18 protein-coding genes are annotated in these 23742 nt (G+C 74.1%); 13 read left to right on the top strand and 5 right to left on the bottom strand.

Annotation, left to right across the window (positions count from 1 at the left end):
• The 3 genes from egtC to C8E97_RS23300 all read left to right on the top strand — a co-directional run bounded on the left by egtC (position 1) and on the right by C8E97_RS23300 (position 3445).
• Positions 1-762 (top strand): ergothioneine biosynthesis protein EgtC, encoded by a 762-nt coding sequence (gene egtC / locus C8E97_RS23310; protein WP_121007624.1) that lies wholly within the window; start codon positions 1-3, stop codon positions 760-762.
• Positions 759-1733 carry an L-histidine N(alpha)-methyltransferase gene (gene egtD, locus C8E97_RS23305; protein WP_121007623.1) on the top strand — a complete coding sequence of 325 codons (975 nt, stop codon included), beginning with the start codon at positions 759-761 and terminating at the stop codon, positions 1731-1733. Before egtC ends, egtD begins: the two co-directional genes overlap by 4 nt.
• A 152-nt stretch (positions 1734-1885) precedes the next feature.
• Positions 1886-3445: an alpha/beta hydrolase gene (locus tag C8E97_RS23300; protein ID WP_170212146.1), complete on the top strand. Its 1560-nt coding sequence runs from the start codon at positions 1886-1888 to the stop codon at positions 3443-3445.
• A gap of 242 nt (positions 3446-3687) precedes the next feature.
• On the opposite strand, the gene C8E97_RS23295 is transcribed toward C8E97_RS23300, so the two are convergent.
• Positions 3688-6534, bottom strand: coding sequence for an aconitate hydratase (locus tag C8E97_RS23295; RefSeq protein ID WP_121007621.1), 2847 nt, complete (start codon positions 6532-6534; stop codon positions 3688-3690).
• Between the two features lie 168 nt (positions 6535-6702).
• On the opposite strand from C8E97_RS23295, the gene C8E97_RS23290 reads away from it, so the two are divergent.
• Positions 6703-7446 (top strand): ABC transporter ATP-binding protein, encoded by a 744-nt coding sequence (locus C8E97_RS23290; RefSeq protein ID WP_246019098.1) that lies wholly within the window; start codon positions 6703-6705, stop codon positions 7444-7446.
• The gene (locus C8E97_RS23285) at positions 7443-8090 is read left to right on the top strand and encodes a hypothetical protein (RefSeq protein WP_121007620.1); all 648 of its coding nucleotides are present in this window, start codon (positions 7443-7445) and stop codon (positions 8088-8090) included. The genes C8E97_RS23290 and C8E97_RS23285 overlap by 4 nt, the downstream gene beginning before the upstream one ends.
• 226 nt (positions 8091-8316) lie before the next feature.
• Here the strand turns inward: C8E97_RS23285 and C8E97_RS23280 are convergent, their stop codons facing one another.
• Positions 8317-9846: a flagellar basal body protein FliL gene (locus tag C8E97_RS23280; protein ID WP_121007619.1), complete on the bottom strand. Its 1530-nt coding sequence runs from the start codon at positions 9844-9846 to the stop codon at positions 8317-8319.
• Positions 9847-9865: 19 nt separating this feature from the next.
• Entirely contained in the window at positions 9866-10291 is a 426-nt protein-coding gene (locus C8E97_RS23275; RefSeq protein WP_147455208.1) for a hypothetical protein, read from the bottom strand.
• Positions 10292-10332: 41 nt separating this feature from the next.
• Here C8E97_RS23275 and C8E97_RS23270 point away from each other — a divergent pair, with 41 nt between their 5' ends.
• The 7 genes from C8E97_RS23270 to C8E97_RS23235 all read left to right on the top strand — a co-directional run bounded on the left by C8E97_RS23270 (position 10333) and on the right by C8E97_RS23235 (position 18810).
• Positions 10333-11106, top strand: coding sequence for an SIR2 family NAD-dependent protein deacylase (locus C8E97_RS23270; protein WP_121007617.1), 774 nt, complete (start codon positions 10333-10335; stop codon positions 11104-11106).
• A gap of 183 nt (positions 11107-11289) precedes the next feature.
• Positions 11290-12819: an AMP-binding protein gene (locus C8E97_RS23265; RefSeq protein ID WP_121007616.1), complete on the top strand. Its 1530-nt coding sequence runs from the start codon at positions 11290-11292 to the stop codon at positions 12817-12819.
• 157 nt (positions 12820-12976) lie between these two features.
• On the top strand, positions 12977-14275 hold the full coding sequence (locus C8E97_RS23260) for an NlpC/P60 family protein (protein ID WP_121012183.1): 1299 nt from the start codon (positions 12977-12979) through the stop codon (positions 14273-14275).
• Positions 14276-14838: 563 nt separating this feature from the next.
• Positions 14839-15819, top strand: coding sequence for a molybdenum cofactor guanylyltransferase (gene mobA / locus C8E97_RS36705; protein WP_211347117.1), 981 nt, complete (start codon positions 14839-14841; stop codon positions 15817-15819).
• A 47-nt stretch (positions 15820-15866) separates the two neighbouring features.
• Positions 15867-16904, top strand: a complete 1038-nt coding sequence (locus C8E97_RS23245; protein ID WP_121007614.1) for an AAA family ATPase — start codon at positions 15867-15869, stop codon at positions 16902-16904.
• Complete coding sequence (locus C8E97_RS23240; RefSeq protein ID WP_121007613.1) at positions 16901-17845, top strand: DUF58 domain-containing protein; 945 nt, start codon at positions 16901-16903, stop codon at positions 17843-17845. Before C8E97_RS23245 ends, C8E97_RS23240 begins: the two co-directional genes overlap by 4 nt.
• Entirely contained in the window at positions 17845-18810 is a 966-nt protein-coding gene (locus C8E97_RS23235; RefSeq protein ID WP_121007612.1) for a VWA domain-containing protein, read from the top strand. Before C8E97_RS23240 ends, C8E97_RS23235 begins: the two co-directional genes overlap by 1 nt.
• 132 nt (positions 18811-18942) lie before the next feature.
• Here the strand turns inward: C8E97_RS23235 and C8E97_RS23230 are convergent, their stop codons facing one another.
• Together C8E97_RS23230 and C8E97_RS23225 are read right to left on the bottom strand one after the other, a co-directional pair.
• Positions 18943-20721, bottom strand: coding sequence for a thiamine pyrophosphate-requiring protein (locus C8E97_RS23230; RefSeq protein ID WP_121007611.1), 1779 nt, complete (start codon positions 20719-20721; stop codon positions 18943-18945).
• A complete protein-coding gene (locus tag C8E97_RS23225; RefSeq protein ID WP_121007610.1) occupies positions 20718-20960 on the bottom strand; it encodes a hypothetical protein in 243 nt (80 codons plus the stop codon). Before C8E97_RS23225 ends, C8E97_RS23230 begins: the two co-directional genes overlap by 4 nt.
• Before the next feature lie 272 nt (positions 20961-21232).
• Here C8E97_RS23225 and C8E97_RS23220 point away from each other — a divergent pair, with 272 nt between their 5' ends.
• Complete coding sequence (locus C8E97_RS23220) at positions 21233-23740, top strand: molybdopterin oxidoreductase family protein (RefSeq protein WP_121007609.1); 2508 nt, start codon at positions 21233-21235, stop codon at positions 23738-23740.
• The last annotated feature ends 2 nt before the right edge of the window (positions 23741-23742 follow it).

The raw sequence follows: 23742 nt of genomic DNA, 5'->3' as shown, positions 1-23742 counted from the left end.
GTGTGCCGTCACTTGGGTTACCTCGGCCCCGCCGTGCCCGTCGCGGCGCTGCTGCACGACCCGCCGCACTCGCTGCTGCGGCAGTCGTACCGACCGCGGGACATGCGCGGCGGCGGCACGGTCAACGTGGACGGCTACGGCGTGGGCTGGTACCCCGCGCCGGGCGGTCCGGCGGTGCGCTACCGCCGGACCGGGACCCTCTGGTCGGACGGGAACCTGGCCGCGCTGAGCCGGGTCCTCGTCTCCGGCGCGGTGCTCGCCGCCGTCCGGTCCGCCACCGCCGGCATGCCGGTGGTGGAGACCGCGTGCGCGCCGTTCACCGACGGGCGGTGGCTGTTCAGCCACAACGGCCGGGTCGCCGACTGGCCCGGCTCGGTGGCCGACCTGGCGAAGTCCCTGCCGGTCACCGACCTGCTCACCCTGGACGCGCCCACCGACGCGGCGCTGCTGTGGGCGCTGGTCCGGGCGCGCCTGGCCACCGCGCCGCCGACCGAGGCCGTCGCGTCGGTGGTGCGCGACGTGGCCGCCGCCGCGCCGGGATCGCGGCTCAACCTCCTGCTCACCGACGGGACCGTGCTCGTCGGCACCACCTGGACGCACTCGCTGTGGGTGCGCGCCACCGCCGACGCGGTGACGGTGTCCTCCGAGCCGCTGGACGACGACCCGCTGTGGCGGGAGGTGCCCGACCGGCACGTCGTGACGGCCGGACCCGCGCCGGGGCAGACCATCACCGTGGACGTCCGACCGATGGGGAGACCATGACCGAGCCAGTGCTGGACGTGCACCTGACCCCGGAGGACGCGGCGAGCGCGCTCCGGGCGGAGGCCAGGGCGGGGCTCACCGCGCCGCGCAAGTGGGTCTCCCCGAAGTGGTTCTACGACGCGGTGGGCAGCGGGCTGTTCGAGGAGATCACGCGCCTGCCCGAGTACTACCCGACCCGCGTTGAGCGGGAGATCCTGGTCGCGCGGGCGGACGAGATCGCCCGCACCACCGGCGCGCACGCGCTGGTGGAGCTGGGCTCCGGGTCGTCGGAGAAGACGCGGCTGCTGCTGGACGCGCTGCGCGCCCACGGCACGCTGCGCGAGTTCGTGCCGCTGGACGTCTCGGCCGCCGCCCTGACCGACGCGGCCCGGCGGGTCACGGCCGCCTACCCCGGCCTGCGGGTGCACGGCGTGGTCGGCGACTTCACCGAGCACCTCGGGCTGCTGCCGGGCGCGCCGCCCCGGCTGGTGGCGTTCCTCGGCGGCACCATCGGCAACCTCATCCCCGAGGAGCGGGAGAAGTTCCTCACCTCCGTGCGGGACGTGCTGGAGCCGGGTGAGTGGCTGCTGCTGGGCACCGACCTGGTCAAGGACCCCGAGGTGCTGGTGCGGGCCTACGACGACGCGCGCGGCGTCACGGCCGAGTTCAACCGCAACGTGCTCCGGGTGCTCAACCGGGAGCTGGGCGCGGACTTCGACGAGCTGGCGTTCCGGCACGTGGCGCTGTGGAACCCGGAGCAGGAGTGGATCGAGATGCGGCTGCGGGCGTCCCGCCCCGTGCGGGCGCACGTCGCCGCGCTCGGGCTGGACGTCGAGTTCGCCGAGGGGGAGGAGCTGCGCACCGAGGTGTCGGCGAAGTTCCGGCGCGAGGGAGTGGCCCGCGAGCTGACCGCCGCCGGGTTCGAGCTCCACCGCTGGTGGACCGACCCCGGGGAGCGGTTCGCGCTGTCCCTCGCGCGCGTCGTGGGCTGAACGGACGCGCGGAAACCCTCCGTTCTGCGGGTGTTCCGGCGCGGCGCGGGATGGGAGCCTCGCGCGACGACGCCGTGGTACGACGAGGGGCGGCGTCGCGGACGTGAGGAGCACACACCGTGAAGCTTGGCAGCAGAGCGCTGGTCGTCGCGATGGTCCTGGGCACCGCCGTGTCCGGCCTCGCGGCGACCGGCACCGCGATCGCCCTGGACGCGCAGGGCGCCGCACCGGTGCGGTGGACGAAGTGCGCGGACGACGTGCTGGCGTCGATACCCGAGCCGCAGCGCGCGCGGGTGAGCTGCGCCCAGCACCCCGTGCCGCTGGACCACCGCAAGCCGCGCGGCGAGCGGATCACGCTCGCGCTGATGAAGTCGCCGGCCACCGACCAGGCCAACCGCATCGGCTCGTTGTTCCTCAACCCGGGCGGCCCCGGCGGCGCGGGACTGCGGTACGCCGCGTACGGCAGCTCGTTCTTCCAGCCGGAGGTCATGGCGCGGTTCGACCTGATCGGGTTCGACCCGCGCGGCGTGGGCCGCAGCTCGCCGCTGCGCTGCTTCGAGACCCAGGAGGAGGCCGACGCGGTCTTCGGCCGCATGTCGTCCATCCCCGTCACGCGCGCCGAGATCCGCGACACCATGCGCGCCACCGAGGACTACACCGACGCGTGCCGGCGCACCGCCGGACCGCTGCTGGCGCACATGTCCACCGAGGACGTGGCGCGCGACCTCGACCTGCTGCGCCAGGGCGTCGGCGACCGGACGCTGAACTACGTCGGCTTCTCCTACGGCACGCTGCTCGGCGCGACCTACGCCAACGTGTTCCCGCACCGGTCGCGGGCGCTGGTGCTGGACGGCAACGTCGACCCGGCGCTGCGCACCTCCAACGGCGCGGAGTACGACCGGCAGCGCGCGCAGGGCTTCGAACTCGCGCTCGACGCGTTCCTGAAGCGGTGCGACGCCGAGGGCGACAAGTGCGCCTACAGCGACGGCGACCCGCGCGCCAAGTTCGACGAGGTGCGCGACGCGCTGCGCAAGGGGCCGATCACCCTGCCGTCCGGCGAGGTCGTCACGCACGCGGGCTACGTCGGCCGGGTGACCAGCGACCTGTACGCGCCGGCGCGGTTCAAGGCGCTGGCCGCCTGGTTGCAGGCGATCTACGGCGTGCTGCACCCGTCGGCCGCGCTGTCCGCGCAGGAGGTGCCGGCGCCGACGCCGCCGCTGGCGAACAAGCACGGCCTGGCCGACGTCCGGGCGGGCGTCGCGGGTGACGCCGAGTACCTGGCCGACGACTCGTACTACGGCGTGAACTGCACCGACAAGCCGTTCGTGCGGGTGCCGGAGCTGTTCCCGGCGCTGGCGGCGAAGTGGGAGCGGGAGTCGCCCACGTTCGGTCGGCAGCAGGCGGCGGCCGACCTGCTGACCTGCGCGTCGTGGCCGGTGCGGCACCCGGACCGGTACGCGGGCCCGTGGCACCGGCACACGCCGAACCCGGTCCTGGTGGTGGGCAACTACTACGACCCGGCGACGCAGTACAAGTTCTCCCAGCGCATGGCCCGCCAACTGGGCAACGCGCGACTGCTCACCGTGGACGCGTTCGGGCACTGCATCCTGGGCGACAGCGCCGGCGTCGACACCGCCGTGACCGACTACCTGGTGAACCTCAAGGCGCCGGCCAACGGCCAGGTCTTCCAGCCCAACACCCAACCGTTCTGACCGCAGGTGCGGCGGGCACCCACAACCCGCCGCACCCCCGCCCTACACCCGGTCGCCCCCCGGACGACGGCCTCTCGACCTCCGGCCTCCGGTCCCTCTCACCCCCGACCCCCGCGCCGCGAGGCCGCCGTCGGGGTGTCGCGCCTCATTTCCCGCCGATCACGCTTTTCGATCGGCGGGAAATCAGGCGCGATGGCCCGACCACAGGGCGGCCGAGCCCGCCGTCTGCGAAGCAGCGGCAATCAAACACCGTTCACCATCTTCCGCAGCACGTACTGCATGATGCCGCCGTTGCGGTAGTAGTCCGCCTCACCGGGGGTGTCGATGCGGACGACCGCGTCGAACTCCACCTTCGAGCCGTCCTCCTTCGTGGCCACCACGTGCACCGTGCGCGGCGTCTCGCCGTCGTTCAGCGCGGTGATGCCGGTGAAGTCGAACGTCTCCGTGCCGTCCAGGCCGAGGTCCGCCGCCGAGGAGCCGGCGGGGAACTGGAGCGGCAGGACGCCCATGCCGATCAGGTTGGAGCGGTGGATGCGCTCGAACGACTCGGCGATCACGGCCCGCACGCCCAACAGCGACGTGCCCTTGGCCGCCCAGTCGCGCGACGAGCCCGAGCCGTACTCCTTGCCCGCCAGCACGACCAGCGGCACGCCCGCCTCGGCGTAGGCGACCGACGCGTCGTAGATGGTCGTCTGCTCGCCGCCGGCCAGGAAGTTGCGCGTGTAGCCGCCCTGCACGCCCTGGCCGTTGTTCTCGTCGGCCAGGAGCAGGTTGCGCAGGCGGATGTTCGCGAACGTGCCGCGGATCATCACCTCGTGGTTGCCGCGCCGCGAGCCGTAGGAGTTGAAGTCCTTGCGCTCCACGCCGTGCTCGGTGAGGTACTTGCCCGCGGGCGAGTCGACCTTGATCGCGCCGGCCGGCGAGATGTGGTCGGTGGTGACCGAGTCGCCCAGCAGGGCCAGCACGCGCGCGCCGGAGATCTCGGTGACCGGCTTGGGCTCCATCTCCATGCCCTCGAAGTACGGGGGCTTGCGCACGTAGGTGGACTGCGCGTCCCACTCGAAGGTCTTGCCGGTCGGGGTGGGCAGCGACTGCCAGCGCTGGTCGCCCGCGAACACGTCCGCGTAGCCCTTGGTGAAGCCCTCCGGCGAGATCGCCGACGCGACGACCTCGGAGATCTCCTGCGGCGACGGCCAGATGTCGGACAGGTACACCGGCTTGCCGTCCTGGTCGGTGCCCAGCGGCTCGGTGGTGATGTCCTTGTCCATCGAACCGGCCAGCGCGTAGGCCACCACCAGCGGCGGCGACGCCAGGTAGTTCATCTTGATGTCCGGGTTGATCCGGCCCTCGAAGTTCCGGTTGCCCGACAGCACGGACACCGCGGCGAGGTCGCCCTGGGCGATGCCCGCCGAGATCTCGTCCTGGAGCGGACCGGAGTTGCCGATGCACGTGGTGCAGCCGTAGCCGACCAGGTGGAAGCCCAGCTTCTCCAGGTACGGCAGCAGGCCCGCGCGCTCGTAGTAGTCCATGACGACCTTGGAGCCCGGCGCGAGGGTGGTCTTCACCCACGGCTTGCGCTCCAGGCCCTTCTCCACGGCCTTCTTCGCCAGCAGCGCCGCGCCGATCATCACCGACGGGTTGGACGTGTTGGTGCACGAGGTGATCGCCGCGATCGCGACCGCGCCGTGGTCCAGCTCGAACTCCGCGCCGTCCACGGTGACCTTCACCGGGTTGGACGGGCGGCCCTCCGCGCCCTCGGCGGCGGAGTGGAAGACGCGCGGCGCGCCGCCCGCGTCGCCGTCGGCCACCGACACCGGGTCGCTGGCCGGGAAGGTCTCCTCGACGGCCTTGTCCACGTTGGACTTGGTGCTGTCCTCGGTGTGCGACACGTACGCGCCCAGCGCCTGGCGGAACGCGGCCTTGGCCGCGGTCAGCTCGATGCGGTCCTGGGGGCGCTTGGGGCCGGCGATCGACGGCACGACCGTCGACAGGTCCAGCTCCAGCGTCTCCGAGTAGGCCGGCTCGCGCGCCGGGTCGTGCCAGAGGCCCTGCTCCTTGGCGTACGCCTCGACCAGCGCGAGCTGGTCGGCGGAGCGGCCGGTCAGCTTCAGGTAGTCGATGGTCTCGGCGTCGATCGGGAAGATCGCGCAGGTGGAGCCGAACTCGGGGCTCATGTTGCCGATGGTGGCGCGGTTGGCCAGCGGCACCGCGCCCACGCCGGAGCCGTAGAACTCGACGAACTTGCCGACCACGCCGTGCTGCCGCAGCATCTCGGTGATGGTCAGCACGAGGTCGGTGGCGGTCGCGCCGGCGGGCAGCTCGCCGTGCAGCTTGAAGCCGACGACGCGCGGGATCAGCATGGACACCGGCTGGCCGAGCATGGCGGCCTCGGCCTCGATGCCGCCGACGCCCCAGCCCAGGACGCCGATGCCGTTGACCATGGTGGTGTGCGAGTCGGTGCCGACCAGCGTGTCCGGGTACGCCTGGCCGTTGCGGACCATCACGACCCGCGCCAGGTGCTCGATGTTCACCTGGTGCACGATGCCGGTGCCCGGCGGGACGACCTTGAACTCGTCGAACGCGGTCTGGCCCCAGCGCAGGAACTGGTAGCGCTCCTTGTTGCGCTCGTACTCCAGGTCGACGTTCAGCTCGAACGCGTCCGGGCGGCCGAAGATGTCGGCGATCACGGAGTGGTCGATGACCAGCTCGGCGGGCGCGAGCGGGTTGACCTTCGTCGGGTCGCCGCCCAGCTGGGTGACGGCTTCGCGCATGGTGGCCAGGTCGACCACGCAGGGCACGCCGGTGAAGTCCTGCATCACGACGCGGCCGGGCGTGAACTGGATCTCCGTGTCCGGCTCGGCGGACGGGTTCCAGCCGCCCAGCGCGCGCACGTGGTCGGCGGTGATGTTCACGCCGTCCTCGGTGCGCAGCAGGTTCTCCAGCAGGATCTTCAAGCTGTACGGCAGACGCTCGGCGCCCTCGACGGCGCCCAGGCGGAACACCTCGTACGAGGCGTCCCCCACGGTGAGCGTGCCGCGGGCGCCGAAGCTGTCCTTGCTGGTGCCTCCGGTGCCGGCAGGCACGGGCATCCCTGGTCCAGTCACGTGAAACTCCATCTGGTGACGCGCAGAGTCGGTTGGGAACTGCTGGTGAGTCTTCCGCACCCTGCGGTGCGGCGCCCTCTCGACCTAAACAGTACGCGTGTCCTGTATTCCGCTTCAACCCGGCCCCACCGGGTACCGGGCATCATCACACCCGTGGTGCGACTTGATCGAATCGGCAAGCGGTACGGCCGCGGTCCGTGGGTGCTGAGGGACGTCTCGCTGACCGTCGCGCCCGGCGAGGTCGTGGTGGCGAGCGGCGGCAACGGGGCGGGGAAGTCCACCCTGCTGCGCATCGCGGCCGGGTTGACCCGACCCACGTCCGGGCGGGTCGACCGGCCGGCGTCCGTCGGCTACGTGCCCGAGCGGTTCCCGCCGGACGTCCGGCTGTCGGCGCGCGGCTACCTGCGCCACCTGGCGGCCGTGCGCGGCGTCCCCGCGCGGTGGGACCTGGTCGAGGCGCTGGGCTTCGTCGGCGACCCGGACGCGCCGATGACGACCCTGTCCAAGGGCAACACGCAGAAGGTCGCGCTGGCGCAGGCGCTGGCGGCGCGGGACCTGCTGGTGCTCGACGAGCCGTGGTCCGGCCTCGACGCCGCCGCGGGCGCGGTGCTCGCCGACCTGGTCACCGCGGGCGGGGTGGCCGCGCTGCTCACCGACCACCACGGCCACGACCTGCCCGGCGCGCGCGAGTTCCCGCTCGGCGCGGCGCGCGGCGGTGTGGTGATCGAGCTGGACCGGGTGGGCGGGCGGTTCGACGACGTGCGCTCGCTGGACGGCGTGCTCGCGGCGCGGGCCGTCGGCGGCGGCGCGCGGGTGGAGGTCGAGCCGGCGTTCAGCGACCTGGTGCTGGCCGAGGCGCTGCGGCTGGGCTGCTCGGTGCGGAGCGTGCGGTCGTGACGGCGCTGGTGCGGTACCTGCTGGCCGACCTGCTGCGCACCCAGCGCCACCTGCCCCCGCTGCTGGTGTACGCGGTGGTGTTGGCCCTGTTCAACGCGGGCGACGCCGGTCCGCCGCCGTCCTCCTACGCCGGGTCGTGCGCGTTCCTCTGCCCGGTGGCGGCGTGGCTGACCATCGTCGTCACGACCGCCGAGGACCCGGTGCGGCGGGAGGTCACCGTCGTGGCGGCGGGCGGCTGGGGCCCGGCGCAGGCGGCGGTGACCGCGCTGTCCTGCCTGGTGGTGACCGCCGTGGCGCTGATGGCGACCTTCGTGCCCGTGCTGACCCAGTCCCGGCCGCACCCGCCGGCCGTGGTCGCGCTCGGGTTCGCCGCGCTGCTGGTCTGCGGGCTCGTCGGGGTGGGTGTGGGCGTGCTGTGCGGCCGACCCGTCGTCACCCGGCCGGGCTGGTCCGTGCCCGCCGCCGCGGCGCTGCTGCTGCCCGCGTACCTGTTCGGCCGGACGCCGCCGATCGGCAACGTGCTGGGCGCGCTCGGCCACGACACCGGTCTCGGCGGCGACCTGGTGGTGTCCGGCGTCTGCGCGGTCGTGCTGGTGGTGGGCGCGACGCTGGTGGCGCGGGTCGTCGGGGCCCGGCGGAACTGACCGGCGATCCCCGCCGTAGTGCGGCACCGTGCGGGGCGTGCGGTGCCATGAGGGGGCGGGGTGCCGCTTGCCGCCCGGTGTGCCCCCGACACCGTGCCGGGTCGACCGCGTCGGTCGTGTCCGGCATCCCGATTTCCAGGTGGTGTCGGTGACCGACCTGCGCCGAACCCCGCCGGAAGGAGTCCGGCGGGGTTCGGTGGTCACGGTGGAGGAGTTCCGGCGCGACCTACTTCGCGAGCTTGAGCAGCTCGTCGATGTCCTTCGGCTGGAGACCGCGCAGCAGCGTCAGGAAGATCTCGCTGTAGCTGCGGATCGGGCTCACGTACCACTTGCCGTCCACCTCGGTGGCGACGACGCCGATGCCGTCCTTGAGCACCTGCGCGCCGATCCGGCCGATCACGTCCACGGCGGCGGGCGGGACGGCCCGGCCGCCCTGCTGCTCCGCCAGCTGCGCGATCTCGTCCGCGCACAGCCGCTGCGAGCCGCCCTGGACCTTGACGTTGTAGCAGTCGCCGTCGCGGCCGAGCTCGACCTTGTCGCCCTGGACCTCCAGGACCAGCTTGCGGATGGTGAGCTGCTTGCCGCCCTGCACGTCCTTGGTGTCGGTCGCCAGCTCCAGCACCTTCGCGCCGGTCGCGGGCACCCGGCCGACCTGGTCGAGGATCACCGGGCCGACGTCCTGGAGCACGCCCATCTCGTCCGGCGGCAGCAGGGCGATGACGCCCTTGAGGTCACCGGAGAGCGCCTTGTCCACGAGGCCCTTGGCCGCGGCCTCCGGCGAGTCCGCGCCGGCCGGCGCGATGCCCTGCGCGGGCCACTTGAGGTCCTCTTCCTCCAACGCGGCGTGCGCGAGCGTGTAGAACAGCGACGGGTACCACTCGTCGCCGATCTTGATCGTCGCGATGCCGATCGGCTTGCCCTTGCGCTTGTCCTTCTCCTTGGCGAAGTCCAGCGTCTCGGTCTCCGGCGCCTGGTCCAGCTTCGCGCCCAGCGCCTTGACCAGCTTGTCGGTCAGCGGGATCTGCTTGACGTCGGAGGTGACCGTGATCCTGCCCTCGACCACCTTGTTGATGGTGAGGCGGTCGTTGACCTTCTCGGCGGCGGCCTCGTCGAACTTGATGCCCTCGCTCTTGATCTGGACGCCGCTGATCTTCTGCGGGTCGGCGTCCTTCTTCAGGATCTCCAGCCGCTTGGCCTCGTTGACGGTGGCCTCGGTGTAGTCCTTGCTCAGCTTCGCCTCGGCGGGCGCCAGGCCGTTCATGATGCCGAGGACGTCACCGCTGCCCAACGCGCTGAGCAGGTTGTTCGCCGCGGTCTGCGGGGTGTCCGAGCCGGCCGCGACCGAGTCGGAGCTGCGCAGCGCGCGCACGGTGAAGAACGTGCCCGCCGCCAGCACGAGGACGGCCACGATCGCCGTGATCACCAGGCCGGTGCGCTTCTTCTTGGGCGGCTCGCCGCCCGCGTAGCCGTAGGGCGGCTGGCCGAACGGCGGCTGGCCGCCGAACTGCTGGCCGCCGAACTGCTGGCCCTGCTGCTGGAAGCCCTGCGGCCCCGTCTGCGGGAAGCCCTGCTGGGGCTGCCCGCCGGTCTGCGGGAACCCCTGCGGGCCGGTCTGCGGGTGGCCCTGCTGGGGCTGCGGGCCGGTCTGCGGGTAGCCCTGCTGCGGGAAGCCCTGCTGGGGCCCGCCCTGCTGGGGCTGACCGTACGGGTTGTGCTGCGGCGGCCATTCGCCTCCGCCGCCACCTGGGTGACTCACGGTGCTCCTCCTGGACTGATCACGGTGCGGGTTTCGCGGTGAGCACGGTGATCGCACCCGCGATCCCCAGCACGGCACCACCGAGGGTTACCACCGGCCCGGTCGGGTTGATCCCGACGAGCGACCCCTCGTTGCCCCCTTGGACGGCGGCAAGGGCCGCCACCGTTCCCGCAATCGTGCCAAAGAGGAGCGCGGCGCAGGAGGCGATCCGCGGAAGTCGCACCAGCCACAGCACCACGCAGCACACGGCCAACGGGGTGAGCGCGACCCAGACACCCCGCACCACCTCGCCGGACAGCCCGTCCAACCCCGCGAAACCACGCAGCGCGAGCACCTCGTAACTGTCCCTCGTGACCGATCCGGAACGCAGCCACGGCAGGAACGCGCCCACCACCGCTGTGATCAAGCCGACAACGCCGATCCCGGCACCCCATGTCCTGCGCACGCGGCCATGCTCGCAAACGGGCGCCGTGCGATGGTGGGTGCATGGACGCGCGGGAGGCGATGGCGGGCGCGCGGCGCGTCACGGTGCTCACCGGCGCGGGCGTGTCGACGGAGTCGGGCATCCCGGACTTCCGGGGGCCCGAGGGCCCGCGGACGTCGCTCGGGCGGGAGTTCGCGGTGGCCGACTACCTGACCGACGCGGCCGTGCGGCGGGTGGTGTGGCGGGCGAGGCTGCGGCACCCGATGTGGACGGCCGAGCCGAACGCCGCGCACTTCGCCCTGGTGGACCTCCAGCGCGCCGGGCGCGTGCGGGCGCTGCTGACGCAGAACGTGGACGGGCTGCACCAGCGGGCCGGCTCGTCGCCCGTGGTCGAGCTGCACGGGTCGCTGGCCGGGACGGTGTGCGCGGACTGCGGCGCGCCGGGCGCGATGAGCGCGGCGCTGGACCGCGTGCGCGCGGGCGAGGACGACCCGGCCTGCCCGGTGTGCGGCGGGGTGCTGTGCGCGACGACGGTCGCGTTCGGGCAGGAGTTGGACCCCGGCGTGGTGCGGTCGGCGCGGTCGGCGGCGGTGGACTGCGACCTGATGCTGGTGGCCGGGACGTCGCTGCTGGTGGAACCGGCGGCGGGCCTGGTCGGGCTGGCGGCGCGGGCGGGCGCGGCCGTGGTGATCTGCAACCGGGAGCCCACGCCGTACGACGGGGTGGCGACGGCGGTCGTGCGCGGCCCGGTGGGCGAGTCGCTGCCGGAACTGGTGGCGGTGCCGGTGGTCGCGTCCGGGCCGGTGCGCACGTGGGGCGACCCCAGCACCTGGTGACCCGACGCGCACGAGGGGCACGTTGGGTACCCGGCGACCAGCGGACGACCCGGAGATCCCGCCGGACATCCGATGACCGGTGGGGTGATCGGGGTGGACCCCGCCGCCGCGAGGTGACCTGTTCGGAGTCGTCGGGTCGCGGTGAGTAGCCGAGGTCGGCTTCGGTCGATAACGTCGACGCGCATGCGGGTACCCCTCACCGTCGCCGACTTCCTCGACCGCGCCGCGCAGGTCTTCGCCGACACCACCGCCACCGTGGACGAGCCGGACCAGCCCGCCGTCCCGGTGCCCACCACCACCTACGGGCAGCTCGCCGACCGCGTCCGCGCGTGGCAGGCCGGGCTCGACGCGCTGGGCGTCGGCGAGGGCGAACGGGTCGCCGTCGTCAGCCCCAACTCGGCGCGGCTGCTCGAACTCCTGCACGCCGTCCCCGCGTCGGGGCGGATCTGCGTGCCGGTGAACTTCCGCCTGCGGCCCGACGAGGTGTCCTACATCGTCGAGCACAGCGGCGCGTCGGTCCTGCTGGTCGATCCGGGGCTGGACCTCGACGGCGTCACCGCCCGCCACCGCTTCACGCTCGGCGCGGAGAGCGACGGGCTGCTGCGGTTCGACACCGAGCCCCGGCCGTGGTCCGCGCCGGACGAGGACGCCACCGCCACCGTCAACTACACGTCCGGCACGACGGCGCGGCCCAAGGGCGTCCGGCTGACGCACCGCAACCTCTGGCTCAACGCCGTCACCTTCGCCATGCACACCCGCGCCTGGGAGCGCGACGTCTACCTGCACGTGCTGCCCATGTTCCACTGCAACGGCTGGGGGATGCCGTTCGCGCTGGCCGGTGTCGGCGCGCCCCAGGTGGTGCTGCGCAAGGTCGACGGCGCGGAGATCCTGCGCCGGGTCCGCGACCACGGCGTCACGCTGCTGTGCGGCGCGCCCGCCGTGTGGAACGCCGTGCTCGACGCCGCGCGGACCTGGGACGGCGAGATCCCCGGCCGCGGCCGGGTGCGGGTCGTGTGCGCGGGCGCGCCGCCGCCCAGCCGCACCATCGCCCGCGTGACCGCCGAACTGGGCTGGGAGTTCACCCAGCTCTACGGGCTGACCGAGACGTCGCCGCTGCTCACCTTCAACCGGACCCGGCCGGGCGACGACGACCTGCCCCCGGAGGAGCGGGCGCGCAAGCTGTCGCGCGCGGGCGCGCCCGGTCTCGGCGTGCGGCTGCGGGTCGACGCCGACGGCGAGGTGCTGGCCCGCTCGAACGTCGTCATGGCCGGCTACTGGGACGACCCGGAGGCCACCGCCGCGGCGGTCCGGGACGGCTGGTTCCACACCGGCGACGGCGGCGCGCTCGACGACGAGGGGCACCTCACGATCTCCGACCGCCGCAAGGACGTGATCATCACCGGCGGCGAGAACGTCTCGTCGATCGAGGTGGAGGACGTCCTGTGCGCCCACCCCGCCGTGGCCGAGGCGGCGGTGATCGGCGTGCCGCACGACCGGTGGGGCGAGACGGTCAAGGCGCTGGTCGTGCTCGCCGACGGCGCGGCGGCCGGGGAGGCCGAGCTGGTGGCCCACTGCAAGGCCCGGCTGGCCGGCTTCAAGGCGCCCACGTCGGTCGAGTTCCGCGACGCCATCCCGCGCACCGCCACGGGCAAGGTCCAGAAGTTCCGGCTGCGCGAGCCCTACTGGTCGGGACGGGCGCGGAAAGTCAACTAAGAGTGGGTTTGAAACCTCCCCTGTGACCCATGTGGCTGAAGTTCTTGCAGGGTCAATTGGAAACCCTGGTGCACGAGTGGCACAGTGCGGAACGTGATCGGATGACGCCATTCGGTGCAATCCGGGATGGGCCGAGCGGGTGGGGAGGCGGGTGTTCGTGGCTCGTTGGGTGATCATGGTGGTCGCGGCGGCACTGCTGCTCCCCGGCGCGGCCGCGGCGGTGCCGCCACCGCCGCCCAACCCCGGTGACGACGCGATCGAGGCGGGTCGGGAGCAGGTCGACGCGAAGGCCGCGCTGGTCGGCGAGCTGACCGGGCGGCTCACCGAGGCGGAGGCCCGGTTGCGGCGCCTCGACGACGACGTGGCGTTCAAGCTGGAACTCGCGAACAAGGCCCGCGTGGACCTGGAGGCGGCGCGCGACGTGGCCGCGCGGGCCAGGCGGGACGCCGACGCGACGCGCGCCGCGGCCGACGCCGCCGGCCGCGCGGTGGAGGAGGCGCGCCAGGCGCTGGACCGGTTCGCCGCCGCGAGCTTCGAGCAGGGCAGCACCATCGGGTCGCTGTCGGCGTACTTCGGCGCGACCGGCCCGGAGGACCTGCTGGCCCGCGCGCAGCTGCTGGCCGCGGTCGGCGGCGCGGGCCTGGACGTGCTCGACGAGGTGGAGCGCGCCAGGGCGGAGCAGGCCAACACCGACTCCGCCGCCCGCGCCGCGCTGGACCTCGCCGACCGCGAGGAGGACGCGGCCGAGCAGGCCGAGGCCGACGCCGAGGCGGCCCGCGCGGCGGCCGCGCGGGCGCGGTCCGAGCAGGCCGGGCAGGCGGCGGCGATCCGGGACGAGAAGACCGGGGTCGAGGGCGAGCTGGCGCGGGCGCTGGAGGCCGTCGAGGGGCTGGAGGGCCAGCGCGCCCAGTACCGGCGGTGGCTGGACGACAAGCGCCGCGAGGACGAGGAGGCCGCCCGGCAGGCCGCGTTGAGCGCCGCGCCCGCGCCCGCCCCGGACCGCCCGGTCGCGGCCCCGCCCGCCGTCGTCGTCGGCGACGGCGGCGTGGAGACCGTCGTCGCCCGCGCGATGCAGCACCTCGGTGTGCGCTACTCGTGGGGCGGCGGGAACTACGACGGGCCGACGGTCGGCATCCCCGACGGCGGCGTGGCCGACTCGTTCGGGGACTACTACAGCGTCGGGTTCGACTGCTCGGGCCTGATGATGCACGCGTTCGCGGGCGTCGGGATCTTCCTGCCGCACTACAGCGGCTACCAGTACAACGCGGGCCGCAAGGTGCCGCTCGGGGAGGCCCGGCGCGGCGACATGCTGTTCTGGGGACCCGGCGGCGGCACGCACGTCGCGCTCTACCTCGGCGGCGGGATGATGATCGAGGCGCCGTACTCGGGCTCGTCGGTCCGCATCGCGCCCGTCCGGTACGGCGGGATCATGCCGTACGCCACGCGCCTGCTCTGACCGCCGCCGCGGTGCCCGGCGCGCCCGCGTGGCGGCCCGGTGAAGATCCCCTTGACCAGGGGATTCAAGAATCAGTCAACAAACGCGTCGCCCTCGCCGGGCATCCTCGTCCCTGCGGTCGCCGCCGCGGGGAAGCGGGGCGGCGGCATCGCGGGGCATCCGCGGGGGGTGGGGATGCCGCGCGATCGCGTCACCTCGGGGGGTCGAGGGGCGTCGTCGGGAGCGTCCGCAGCTCCCGACGACGCCGCCCACTCGGAGGACGCTCCCCCTGGGGAACGCCGCCCCGGGGGAACACCGTCCCCGGAACACCCCCGCGAACATCGCCTCTTGACGACGCCGCGCACCCGCGAGTGGCCCGGTGGGTCGGAGGTTCGGCGCGGCGGGTCCCGCCAGCGGCGCCGCGTGGTCGCGCGTCGCGGCGCGGTTCGGCGCGGCGGGTCCCGCGAGCGGTTCGGGCGTGGTCGGCTGGTGCGGGTGGTCCCGCGCCGGCCGGGGTCCCGTCGGCGTGACCGGGCGGCGCGCGTCCCCGCGCGGGCGGTAGCGGTCCGTCGGCCGGCCGCGACATGCGGGCGTGCTGCGGCCGGAGGCGCTGGACTGCGCCGGTCAGACCCGCTGTCGCCCGCCCCCGCGCCGTTCGCGCCTGCGCCCACGCGCCGCGCACCGTCGACCTGGACCGGGCGGAGGAGCTGCTGCGCGGGCTGCTCGCCGAGACCGTCGCCGCCGGCGACCTCGCGGAGGCGTCCCTCGCGACGGGCGACCTCGTGGTGGTCCACCAGCGCCAGGGCCGCCTGGACGACGCCCTCGCGCTGTGCGACACCGCCGGCGCGGGACACCTCGACCTCGCCAAGGCGCTGGGGCGGCCCGGCGGGTCCCGCGCCGACCGCGGTCGTACCGGGCAGGGCGTCACCGTGCCGGCGGACCGGGCCGAACCCGTGGCCGGGGCGGGTCGAGTGGGGCACCGCGGTCGCGTGGAGCACCCTGGTCGCGTGGAACACCGTGACTGGGACGCCGTCATCCTCGCCGGCGGTCGCGGCAGCAGGCTGGGCGGCGTCGACAAGGCCGCCGTCGAGATCGCCGGCCGCACCCTGCTGGACCACGCGCTGGGCGCGGTGCGCGACGCCGGGCGGGTCGTCGTCGTGGGCCCGGCCAAGGACGTCCCCGGCGTCGCGTGGGCGCGCGAGGAGCCGCCCGGCGGCGGACCGGTCGCGGGGCTGGCGGCCGGCCTGGCGCACGTGGCGGCCGGGCTCGTGGTGGTGCTCGCGGTCGACCAGCCCGGCGTGACCCGCGCCACGGTCGGGCGGCTGCTCGCGACCGGCGCGCCCGCCGTGCTGGTCGACGACGGCGGCCACCGCCAGTGGCTGGCCGGGCTGTGGCCGACCGGCGCGCTGCGGTCCGCGCTGCCCGCCGAGCCGCGCGGCGTCGCCCTGCGGTCGGTGCTGGGGCCCCTCGACCCCGTCGCGGTGCCCGCCCTGCCCGGCGAGGCGCGGGACGTCGACACCCCGTCGGACCTCCGGTGGACCCCTTCACAAGAGCCACACCGGTGACAGGGAAGACTTGGGCACCGTCGCACAACCCTGCCGTAGGAGGACCGTTGTCCGAGCCCGCCGCCGAGGCTCCCAACACGCCGGCTCGTGACGCCCAGTTGCTCGAACGCACGGTGTTCGAGGTCAAGCGGGTGATCGTGGGCCAGGACCGGCTGGTCGAGCGGATGCTCGTCGGTCTGCTGGCCAAGGGGCACCTGCTGCTCGAAGGCGTGCCCGGTGTGGCGAAGACCCTGGCCGTCGAGACGTTCGCGACCGTCGTCGGCGGCTCGTTCTCGCGCGTGCAGTTCACGCCCGACCTGGTGCCCGCGGACATCCTCGGCACCCGGATCTACCGGCAGGCCACCGAGTCCTTCGACGTGGAACTCGGCCCCGTCGTGGCGAACTTCGTGCTGGCCGACGAGATCAACCGCGCGCCCGCCAAGGTGCAGAGCGCGATGCTGGAGGTCATGGCCGAGCGGCACGTGTCGATCGGCGGCCGGACCTTCCCGATGCCCGACCCGTTCCTGGTGCTGGCCACCCAGAACCCGATCGAGAACGAGGGCGTCTACCCGCTGCCGGAGGCCCAGCGCGACCGCTTCCTGTTCAAGATCCAGGTCGAGTACCCGTCGGCCGAGGAGGAGCGGGAGATCGTCTACCGGATGGGCGTCGAGGCGCCCGTGCCGAGCCAGGTGCTCAGCCCCGAGGAGCTGGTCCGCCTCCAGGGCGTGGCGTCGAAGGTGTTCGTGCACCACGCGCTGGTCGACTACGTGGTGCGGCTGGTCATCGCGACCCGCGCGCCCAAGGAGCACCAGCTCACCGACGTCGCCGGCTGGGTCGCCTACGGCGCGTCGCCGCGCGCGAGCCTCGGCATCATCGCCGCCGCGCGGGCGCTGGCCCTGGTCCGGGGCCGCGACTACGTGCTGCCGCAGGACATCGTGGACGTGGTGCCGGACGTGCTGCGGCACCGGCTGGTGCTGTCCTACGACGCGCTGGCCGACGGCGTGCCGCTGGACCACATCATCACGCGCGTGCTCCAGACCGTGCCGCTGCCGCAGGTCTCCGCGCGTCCCCAGGTCCCGCAGCCGCAGCCCGCGGGCAGGCCGTGACCGCCGAACGACCCACCGGGCGTCCGCACTGGGCGCCACCGGAGCTGCACGGCGGCCGGCTGGAGGCCGCGCTGCGCACGCTGGAGCTGGAGGTCCGCCGCCGGCTGGACGGCCTGCTCCAGGGCAACCACCTCGGGCTGGTGCCCGGACCGGGCTCCGAGCCGGGCGAGGCGCGGCCCTACCAGCCGGGCGACGACGTGCGCCGGATGGACTGGGCGGTCACCGCGCGCACCACCGTCCCGCACATCCGGGAGACCGTCGCGGACCGCGAGCTGGAGACGTGGCTGGCGATCGACCTGTCGCCGTCGCTGGACTTCGGCACGGCGGCGTGCGAGAAGCGCGACCTCGTGGTCGCCGCGACGGCCGCCGTCGCGCACCTGACCGGTGGCGGCGGCAACCGGATCGGCGCGCTGGTGTCCACCGGCGAGCAGGTGGTCCGGGTGCCCGCGCGCGGCGGCCTCGCCCACGCGCGCGGCCTGATCCGCAAGGTCGCCGAGACGCCCCGCGCGCCGGAGGGCACCCGCGGCTCGCTGGCCGGGCTGGTCGAGCAGCTGCGCCGCCCGCCGCGCCGCCGCGGCCTGGTCGTGGTGCTGTCCGACTTCCTCGGCGAGACCGACTGGCAGCGCCCGCTGCGCGCCCTGGCGGCCCGGCACGACCTGGTGGCGGTCGAGGTCGTCGACCCGCGCGACATCGACCTGCCGGAGATCGGGACGGTCGTGCTGGCCGACCCGGAGACCGGGCGGCAGCGCGAGGTGACGGCGTCCCCGCTGCTGCGCCGCGAGTTCGCGGCGGCGGCGGCCGGGCACCGGGCGGCGGTGGCGGCCGGGCTGCGCCGGGCCGGCGCGGGGCACTTGGTGCTGCGCACCGACTCGGACTGGATCGCCGACACCGTCCGGTTCGTGGTCGCCCGCAAGCGCCGCTGGTCGGGAGGGGTGGCCTGATGAGCCTGTCGGGTTTCACCGCGCCGTGGTGGTTCCTGCTGCTGATCGCCGTGGCGGCGGTCGCGGTGTTCTACGTGCTGGTCCAGCGCGCCCTGCGCAAGCGGATGTTGCGGTTCGCGAACCTGTCCATGCTGGAGAAGGTCGCGCCGAAGCGGCAGCGGTGGTGGCGGCACGCGCCACCTGCGCTGCTGCTGGTGGCGTTCATCGTGCTGACGGTGGCGCTGGCCGGTCCGACGGCCGAGCAGAAGGTGCCGCGCAACCGGGCGACCGTGATGCTGGTGATCGACACGTCGCTGTCGATGAAGGCGACCGACGTGCGGCCGTCCCGGCTGGAGGCGGCGCAGGTCGCGGCGAAGTCGTTCGCGGACGGCCTGACGCCGGGCATCAACCTGGGCCTGATCTCGTTCGCGGGCTCGGCGACGGTGCTGGTCGCGCCGACGACCGACCGGGCGGCCGTGACGCAGAACATCGACGGCCTGAAGCTGGCGCAGTCGACCGCGACCGGTGACGCGATCGTGGCGGCCCTGGCGGCGATCGACTCGTTCGGCAAGGTCGTCGGCGGCGCGGACGGCCCACCGCCCGCGCGGGTCGTGCTGATGACCGACGGCAAGGAGACGGTCGGGACGCGGCGGGCGTTCGACGCGGCGGAGGACGCCAAGAAGTCGGGCATCCCGATCTCCACGATCTCCTTCGGCACGGAGGACGGCGTGGTCGAGATCGAGGGCCGCCGGCAGGAGGTGCCGGTGGACGACGACTCGATGAAGGAGATCGCGAAGCTGTCCGGCGGCGAGTTCTTCAAGGCGGCCAGCGCCGAGGAGCTGCGGCGGGTGTACGACACGCTGGGCGAGCAGATCGGCTACGAGAAGAAGCAGGCCGACGCCAGCCGGCCCTGGGTGCTGCTGGGCACGCTGACCGCGCTGATCGCGGTGGCGGGCGCGCTGGCGCTGGGTCAGCGCCTGCCGTAGGGCGGGCCGACGCGTTCGCGAGGGCGGGCCGGTCGGCGAGGTGCGGCACCCGGCACCGCGGGCGGGACCGCGGGCGGGCACCGTCCGGGGTTCCGGTGGGGCGGTGGCGGGCCGGGTGCCCGACCGCCACCGCTACCGGTGTCCTTCTTCGGCGCGTTGCCGCCGCAGGTGTTCCCGTTCCGCGTCGCCGTCGGGCTCTTGGTCCAAGCCTTGGCGGATCATGTCCATCTTCTCGTCGGGCAGGTGCGGGGGCAGCAGCGGCACGGCCGGGTCCACGACCGCCTCGACGAGCACCGGCCGGTCGGCGTGGAACGCCTCGTGCCACGCCCCGCTCACCCGGTCGGGTGAGTCGACGCGGATGCCGCGCAGCCCGAGCAGCTCGGCGTAGGCGGCGTAGGGGAAGTCCGGGACGCGCTGCGAGGTGGGGAAGCGCGGGTCGCCCTCCATCTCGCGCTGCTCCCAGGTGACCTCGTTGAGGTCGCGGTTGTGCAGCACCAGCACGACGAACCGCGGGTCGGCCCAGCCGCGCCACCGGTCCGCGACGGTGATCAGCTCCAGCAGGCCGTTCATCTGCATCGCGCCGTCACCCACCAGGGCGACGACCGGCCGGTCCGGGGCGTCCAGCTTGGCGGCCAGGCCGTAGGGCAGCGCGCAGCCCATCGACGCCAGGTAGCCGGAGGTGTGCGCGGGCGCGCCGACCGGCAGGGCCAGGTGGCGGGCGTACCAGTAGGTGGCCGAGCCGACGTCCACCGCGACCCGCACGTCGGGTGGCAGGTGGCCGGACAGCTCGTGCACCACCAGCTCCGGGTTGAGCGGGTCGGCCGGGGTGCGGGCGCGTTCACCGGCGATCCGCCGCCACCGGGCCACCGAGGTGAACACCCGCTGCTCCCACCGGCGGTCGGGGTTGCGGCGCAGCAGCGGCAGCAGTGCCCGCAGCGTCTCGGTGGTGTCCCCCACCAGCGGGACCTCGACGGGGTACTTGCTGCCGACCACGCGGGCCTCGATGTCGATCTGCACGGCCCGCGCCTGCCCCGGTTCGGGGTAGAACTCGGTCCACGGGTCGTTGCTGCCGACGATGAGCAGCGTGTCGCACCCCGCCATCAGCTCGGCCGAGGCGGTGGTGCCCAGGTGGCCCATGACGCCGGTGTGCCACGGGGCGTCCTCGGGGATCACCGGCTTGCCCACCAGCGACGCGGTCACGCCCGCGCCCAGCGCCTCGACCGCCTGGGCGATCCAGCGCTCCGCGCCGGCCGCGCCGCGCCCGACCAGCAGCGCGACCTGCCGACCCGCGTTGAGCACGTCGGCGGCGCGGTGCAGGTCGTCGGCGGGCGGCAGCACGCGTGGCCGGGCCACGACCGCGGAGGAGGGCACGACGCCGTGGGTGTGCGGCAACTCCTCCGCGGCGTCGGCGCGCTGCACGTCGTGCGGCACGATCAAGCACGTCGGTACCCGCTCGGAGATCGCGGTGCGCATCGCGTTGTCCAACAGCACCGGTAGCTGCTCGGGCGCGAACACCGTCTGGAGGTACTGGCCGCACACGTCCTTGAACAACGCGTGCAGGTCCACCTCCTGCAGGTAGCCGGTGCCCAGCGCGGTCGACACGACCTGCCCCACGATCGCCACCACCGGGCGGCGGTCGAGCTTCGCGTCGTACAGCCCGTTGAGCAGGTGGATCGCGCCAGGGCCCTGCGTGGCCAGGCACACGCCGACCTCGCCGGTGTACTTGGCGTGGCCCGACGCCATGAACGCGGACATCTCCTCGTGCCGCACCGGCACGAACCCCGGGTCGCCACCGGCCCGGTGCAGGGCGGCGAGGACCGGGTCGATCCCGTCGCCCGCGTAGCCGAACACCCTGGGCACGCCCCACGTCCGCAGGCGTCGGACGAGCGCGTCCGCGACGGTGCCGCTCATGCGGCGTCCAGGACGGTCTCGGGCCTGTCGGGGCGCGGGTGGACGCCGACGCCCCCGGTGCCGCCGCCCTCGTGGGCGAGGACGGCGCCCTCCACCACGCCGCGCACCGGGCGGAGGCCGGCACCGCGAACGCCGCCGCGCGTGCCGCGCACGATCGCGTCACCCGGCTCCAGGTTCCTCGGGTCGGGCACCTCGTCCACGGGGACGTCCCCGGTCCCGTGCCGCACCACAGCCTTCATGCCGCCTCCTCCGATTCGTCGTCCTGACGACGGCTTCCCGCGAGGTGGAGGGCGAAACGCCGCCGGAGGGGCCGCGTCGCGCACCGCTCGGCACGGACCTCGCCCCGCCGACCCGACCGGACCCGGACCACCCACCCCGGCCGCCGGGCCACCCGGCCACCGCGTCGTCCGGCCGGCACCCCACGCGCCGGGCTCCATTCGGACGACGCGGTTGGCGGTCGTCGTGGCGGGTAGCCGACACGGTGGTCCCCTGATCGATCGGTGGAGGGCGCATGGCGGACCGGATCGCGGACATCTGGGGCACGCGGACGCCGCACGCGAAAGACGCGCCGTGGCCGGTGCGGGTGGACCTGCACCTGGCGGCGGGCGTGGCGGAGTCGGACGTGGACCGGTGGGTGCCGTCGGCGTGCGTGCTGTGCAGCAACGGCTGCGGCTGCGACATCGCGGTCAAGGACGGCCGGATGGTCGGCGTCCGGGGCCGGGCCGGCGACGTGGTCAACCACGGGCGGTTGGGGCCGAAGGGCCTGTACGGCTCGTGGCAGTGGAACGGCCGCGACCGGCTGACCCGTCCACTGGTGCGGCGCGGCGGCGTGCTGGTGGAGTCCGACTGGGACACCGCGATGGGCCTGGTCGTGCGGCGGTCGAAGGAGCTGCTGGCGGAGGTGGGGCCGCTGTCGCACGGCTTCTACACCAGCGGGCAGCTGTTCCTGGAGGAGTACTACACGCTCGGCGTGATCGGCAAGGCCGGTGTGGGCACGCCGCACATGGACGGCAACACCCGGCTGTGCACGGCGACGGCGGCGGCCGCGATGAAGGAGAGCTTCGGCTCCGACGGCCAGCCCGGCAGCTACACCGACATCGACTCCTGCGACGCGCTGTTCCTGTTCGGCCACAACATGGCCGAGACGCAGACCGTGCTGTGGGCGCGGGTGCTGGACCGGCTGCACGGCCCCGACCGGCCCGTGGTGGTCGCGGTGGACCCGCGGCGCACGAAGGTGGCCGAGGCTGCGGTGGGGTCCGGGGGAGTGCACCTGGCCCCGCTGCCCGGCACCAACCAGGCGCTGATGAACGGCCTGGTCCGCGAGCTGATCACCAACGACCGGGTGGACCACGACTGGGTCGCCGCGCACACCCTCGGCTACGACGACCTCGCGGCCACGGTGGAGCCGTACACGCCCGAGCACGTCGCGGGCATCTGCCGGATCGATCCGGACGACCTGCGCCGGGCCGCCCGGATCTTCGGCACCGCCGAGCGGGTGCTGTCCACGGTGTTGCAGGGCTTCTACCAGTCCCACCAGGCCACGGCGGCCTCCTGCCAGGTCAACAACCTGCACCTGCTGCGCGGCCTGATCGGCAGGCCGGGCTGCGGCATCCTCCAGATGAACGGTCAGCCCACCGCGCAGAACACCCGCGAGACCGGCGCGGACGGCGACCTGCCGGGCTTCCGCAACTGGGACAACCCCCGGCACGTCGAGCAGTTGGCGGAGCTGTGGAACGTCGACCCGCTGACCATCCCGCACTGGGCGCCGCCCACGCACGCCATGCAGATCTGGCGCTACGCCGAGCAGGGCTCGATCCGGTTCCTGTGGATCTCGGCGACGAACCCCGCCGTGTCGCTGCCCGAGCTGCGGCGCGTCCGGGACGTCCTCGCCAAGGACGACCTGTTCGTGGTGGTGCAGGACGGGTTCCGCACCGAGACCGCCGAGTACGCCGACGTGGTGCTCCCGGCGGCGTTGTGGGGCGAGAAGCAGGGCACGTTCACCAACGCCAACCGCACCGTGCACCTGTCGGACCGGGCGGTCGAGCCGCCCGGCGAGGCGCGCTCGGACCTGGACGTCTTCCTCGACTACGCCCGCCGCATGGACTTCCGCGACCGCGACGGCGCGCCCCTGGTCAAGTGGTCCGACCCGGAGGGCGCGTTCCGCGCGTGGCAGGAGTGCAGCCGGGGCCGGCTGTGCGACTACACCGGCCTGTCCTACGACCGGCTGCGCGGCGGCAGCGGCATCCCCTGGCCGTGCACCGACGAGCACCCCGACGGCTGCGACCGGCTCTACGCCGACGGTGTGTTCCCGACTCACCCGGACGTGTGCGAGGACTACGGACACGACCTGCTCACCGGCGGCACCACCTCGCCCGAGCAGTACCGGGCACAACGCCCGGACGGCCGCGCGTTCCTCAAGGCCGCCGAGTACTCGCCGCCGCCGGAGCAACCGAGCGAGGACCACCCGTTCGTGGTGACGACCGGCCGCACCGCCTACCACTTCCACACCCGCACCAAGACCGGCCGCTCCCGGCAGCTCCGCCGCGCCGCCCCCGAGCCGTGGGTGGAGCTGTCTGCCCGTGACGCCGCCGCGCTGGGCGTGTCCGAGGGGGACCTGGTCCGGGTGGAGTCGCCGCGCGGCCGGGTCGAGGCGCGGGCCAGGATCGGCCGGGGCCGCGACGGCGTGGTGTTCGTGCCCTTCCACTACGGCTACTGGGACACCGAGGACGACCGGCACGTGCGGGCGGCCAACGAGCTGACCCCCACCGAGTGGGACCCGGTGTCCAAGCAGCCGCTGTTCAAGATCGGCACCGCGCGGGTGGGCAAGCAGGCCGAGGCCGACGGCCCGGCACCCGCGCCCACCACCGCGGCGTCCGCGCCGCACGACCCGGCGGGCGTCCCGGCGACGGAGGGCGAGGACGACGTGCACGAGGACGTGGCGACCACCGACCCGCCCCCGCCGCCCCCGACCCCCGACCGCACGCCGAACGTCCGCCCGCACACCCCGCCGAAGGGCTGAAC

It is taken from the genome of Saccharothrix australiensis, assembly GCF_003634935.1.
Lineage (GTDB): Bacteria > Actinomycetota > Actinomycetes > Mycobacteriales > Pseudonocardiaceae > Actinosynnema > Actinosynnema australiense.
The sequence above is the reverse complement of the archived record's forward strand: the minus strand, read 5'-3'. Positions and strand labels throughout refer to the sequence as shown.

Bases quoted from the DNA above. Each gene is read 5' to 3' on its own strand.
- egtD (WP_121007623.1), top strand. From the start codon at position 759: ATGACCGAGCCAGTGCTGGACGTGCACCTGACCCCGGAGGACGCGGCG.
- C8E97_RS23300 (WP_170212146.1), top strand. From the start codon at position 1,886: ATGGTCCTGGGCACCGCCGTGTCCGGCCTCGCGGCGACCGGCACCGCG.
- C8E97_RS23295 (WP_121007621.1), bottom strand. From the start codon at position 6,534: ATGCCCGTGCCTGCCGGCACCGGAGGCACCAGCAAGGACAGCTTCGGC.
- C8E97_RS23270 (WP_121007617.1), top strand. From the start codon at position 10,333: ATGGACGCGCGGGAGGCGATGGCGGGCGCGCGGCGCGTCACGGTGCTC.
- C8E97_RS23265 (WP_121007616.1), top strand. From the start codon at position 11,290: ATGCGGGTACCCCTCACCGTCGCCGACTTCCTCGACCGCGCCGCGCAG.
- mobA (WP_211347117.1), top strand. From the start codon at position 14,839: ATGCGGGCGTGCTGCGGCCGGAGGCGCTGGACTGCGCCGGTCAGACCC.
- C8E97_RS23235 (WP_121007612.1), top strand. From the start codon at position 17,845: ATGAGCCTGTCGGGTTTCACCGCGCCGTGGTGGTTCCTGCTGCTGATC.
- C8E97_RS23230 (WP_121007611.1), bottom strand. From the start codon at position 20,721: ATGAGCGGCACCGTCGCGGACGCGCTCGTCCGACGCCTGCGGACGTGG.
- C8E97_RS23225 (WP_121007610.1), bottom strand. From the start codon at position 20,960: ATGAAGGCTGTGGTGCGGCACGGGACCGGGGACGTCCCCGTGGACGAG.
- C8E97_RS23220 (WP_121007609.1), top strand. From the start codon at position 21,233: ATGGCGGACCGGATCGCGGACATCTGGGGCACGCGGACGCCGCACGCG.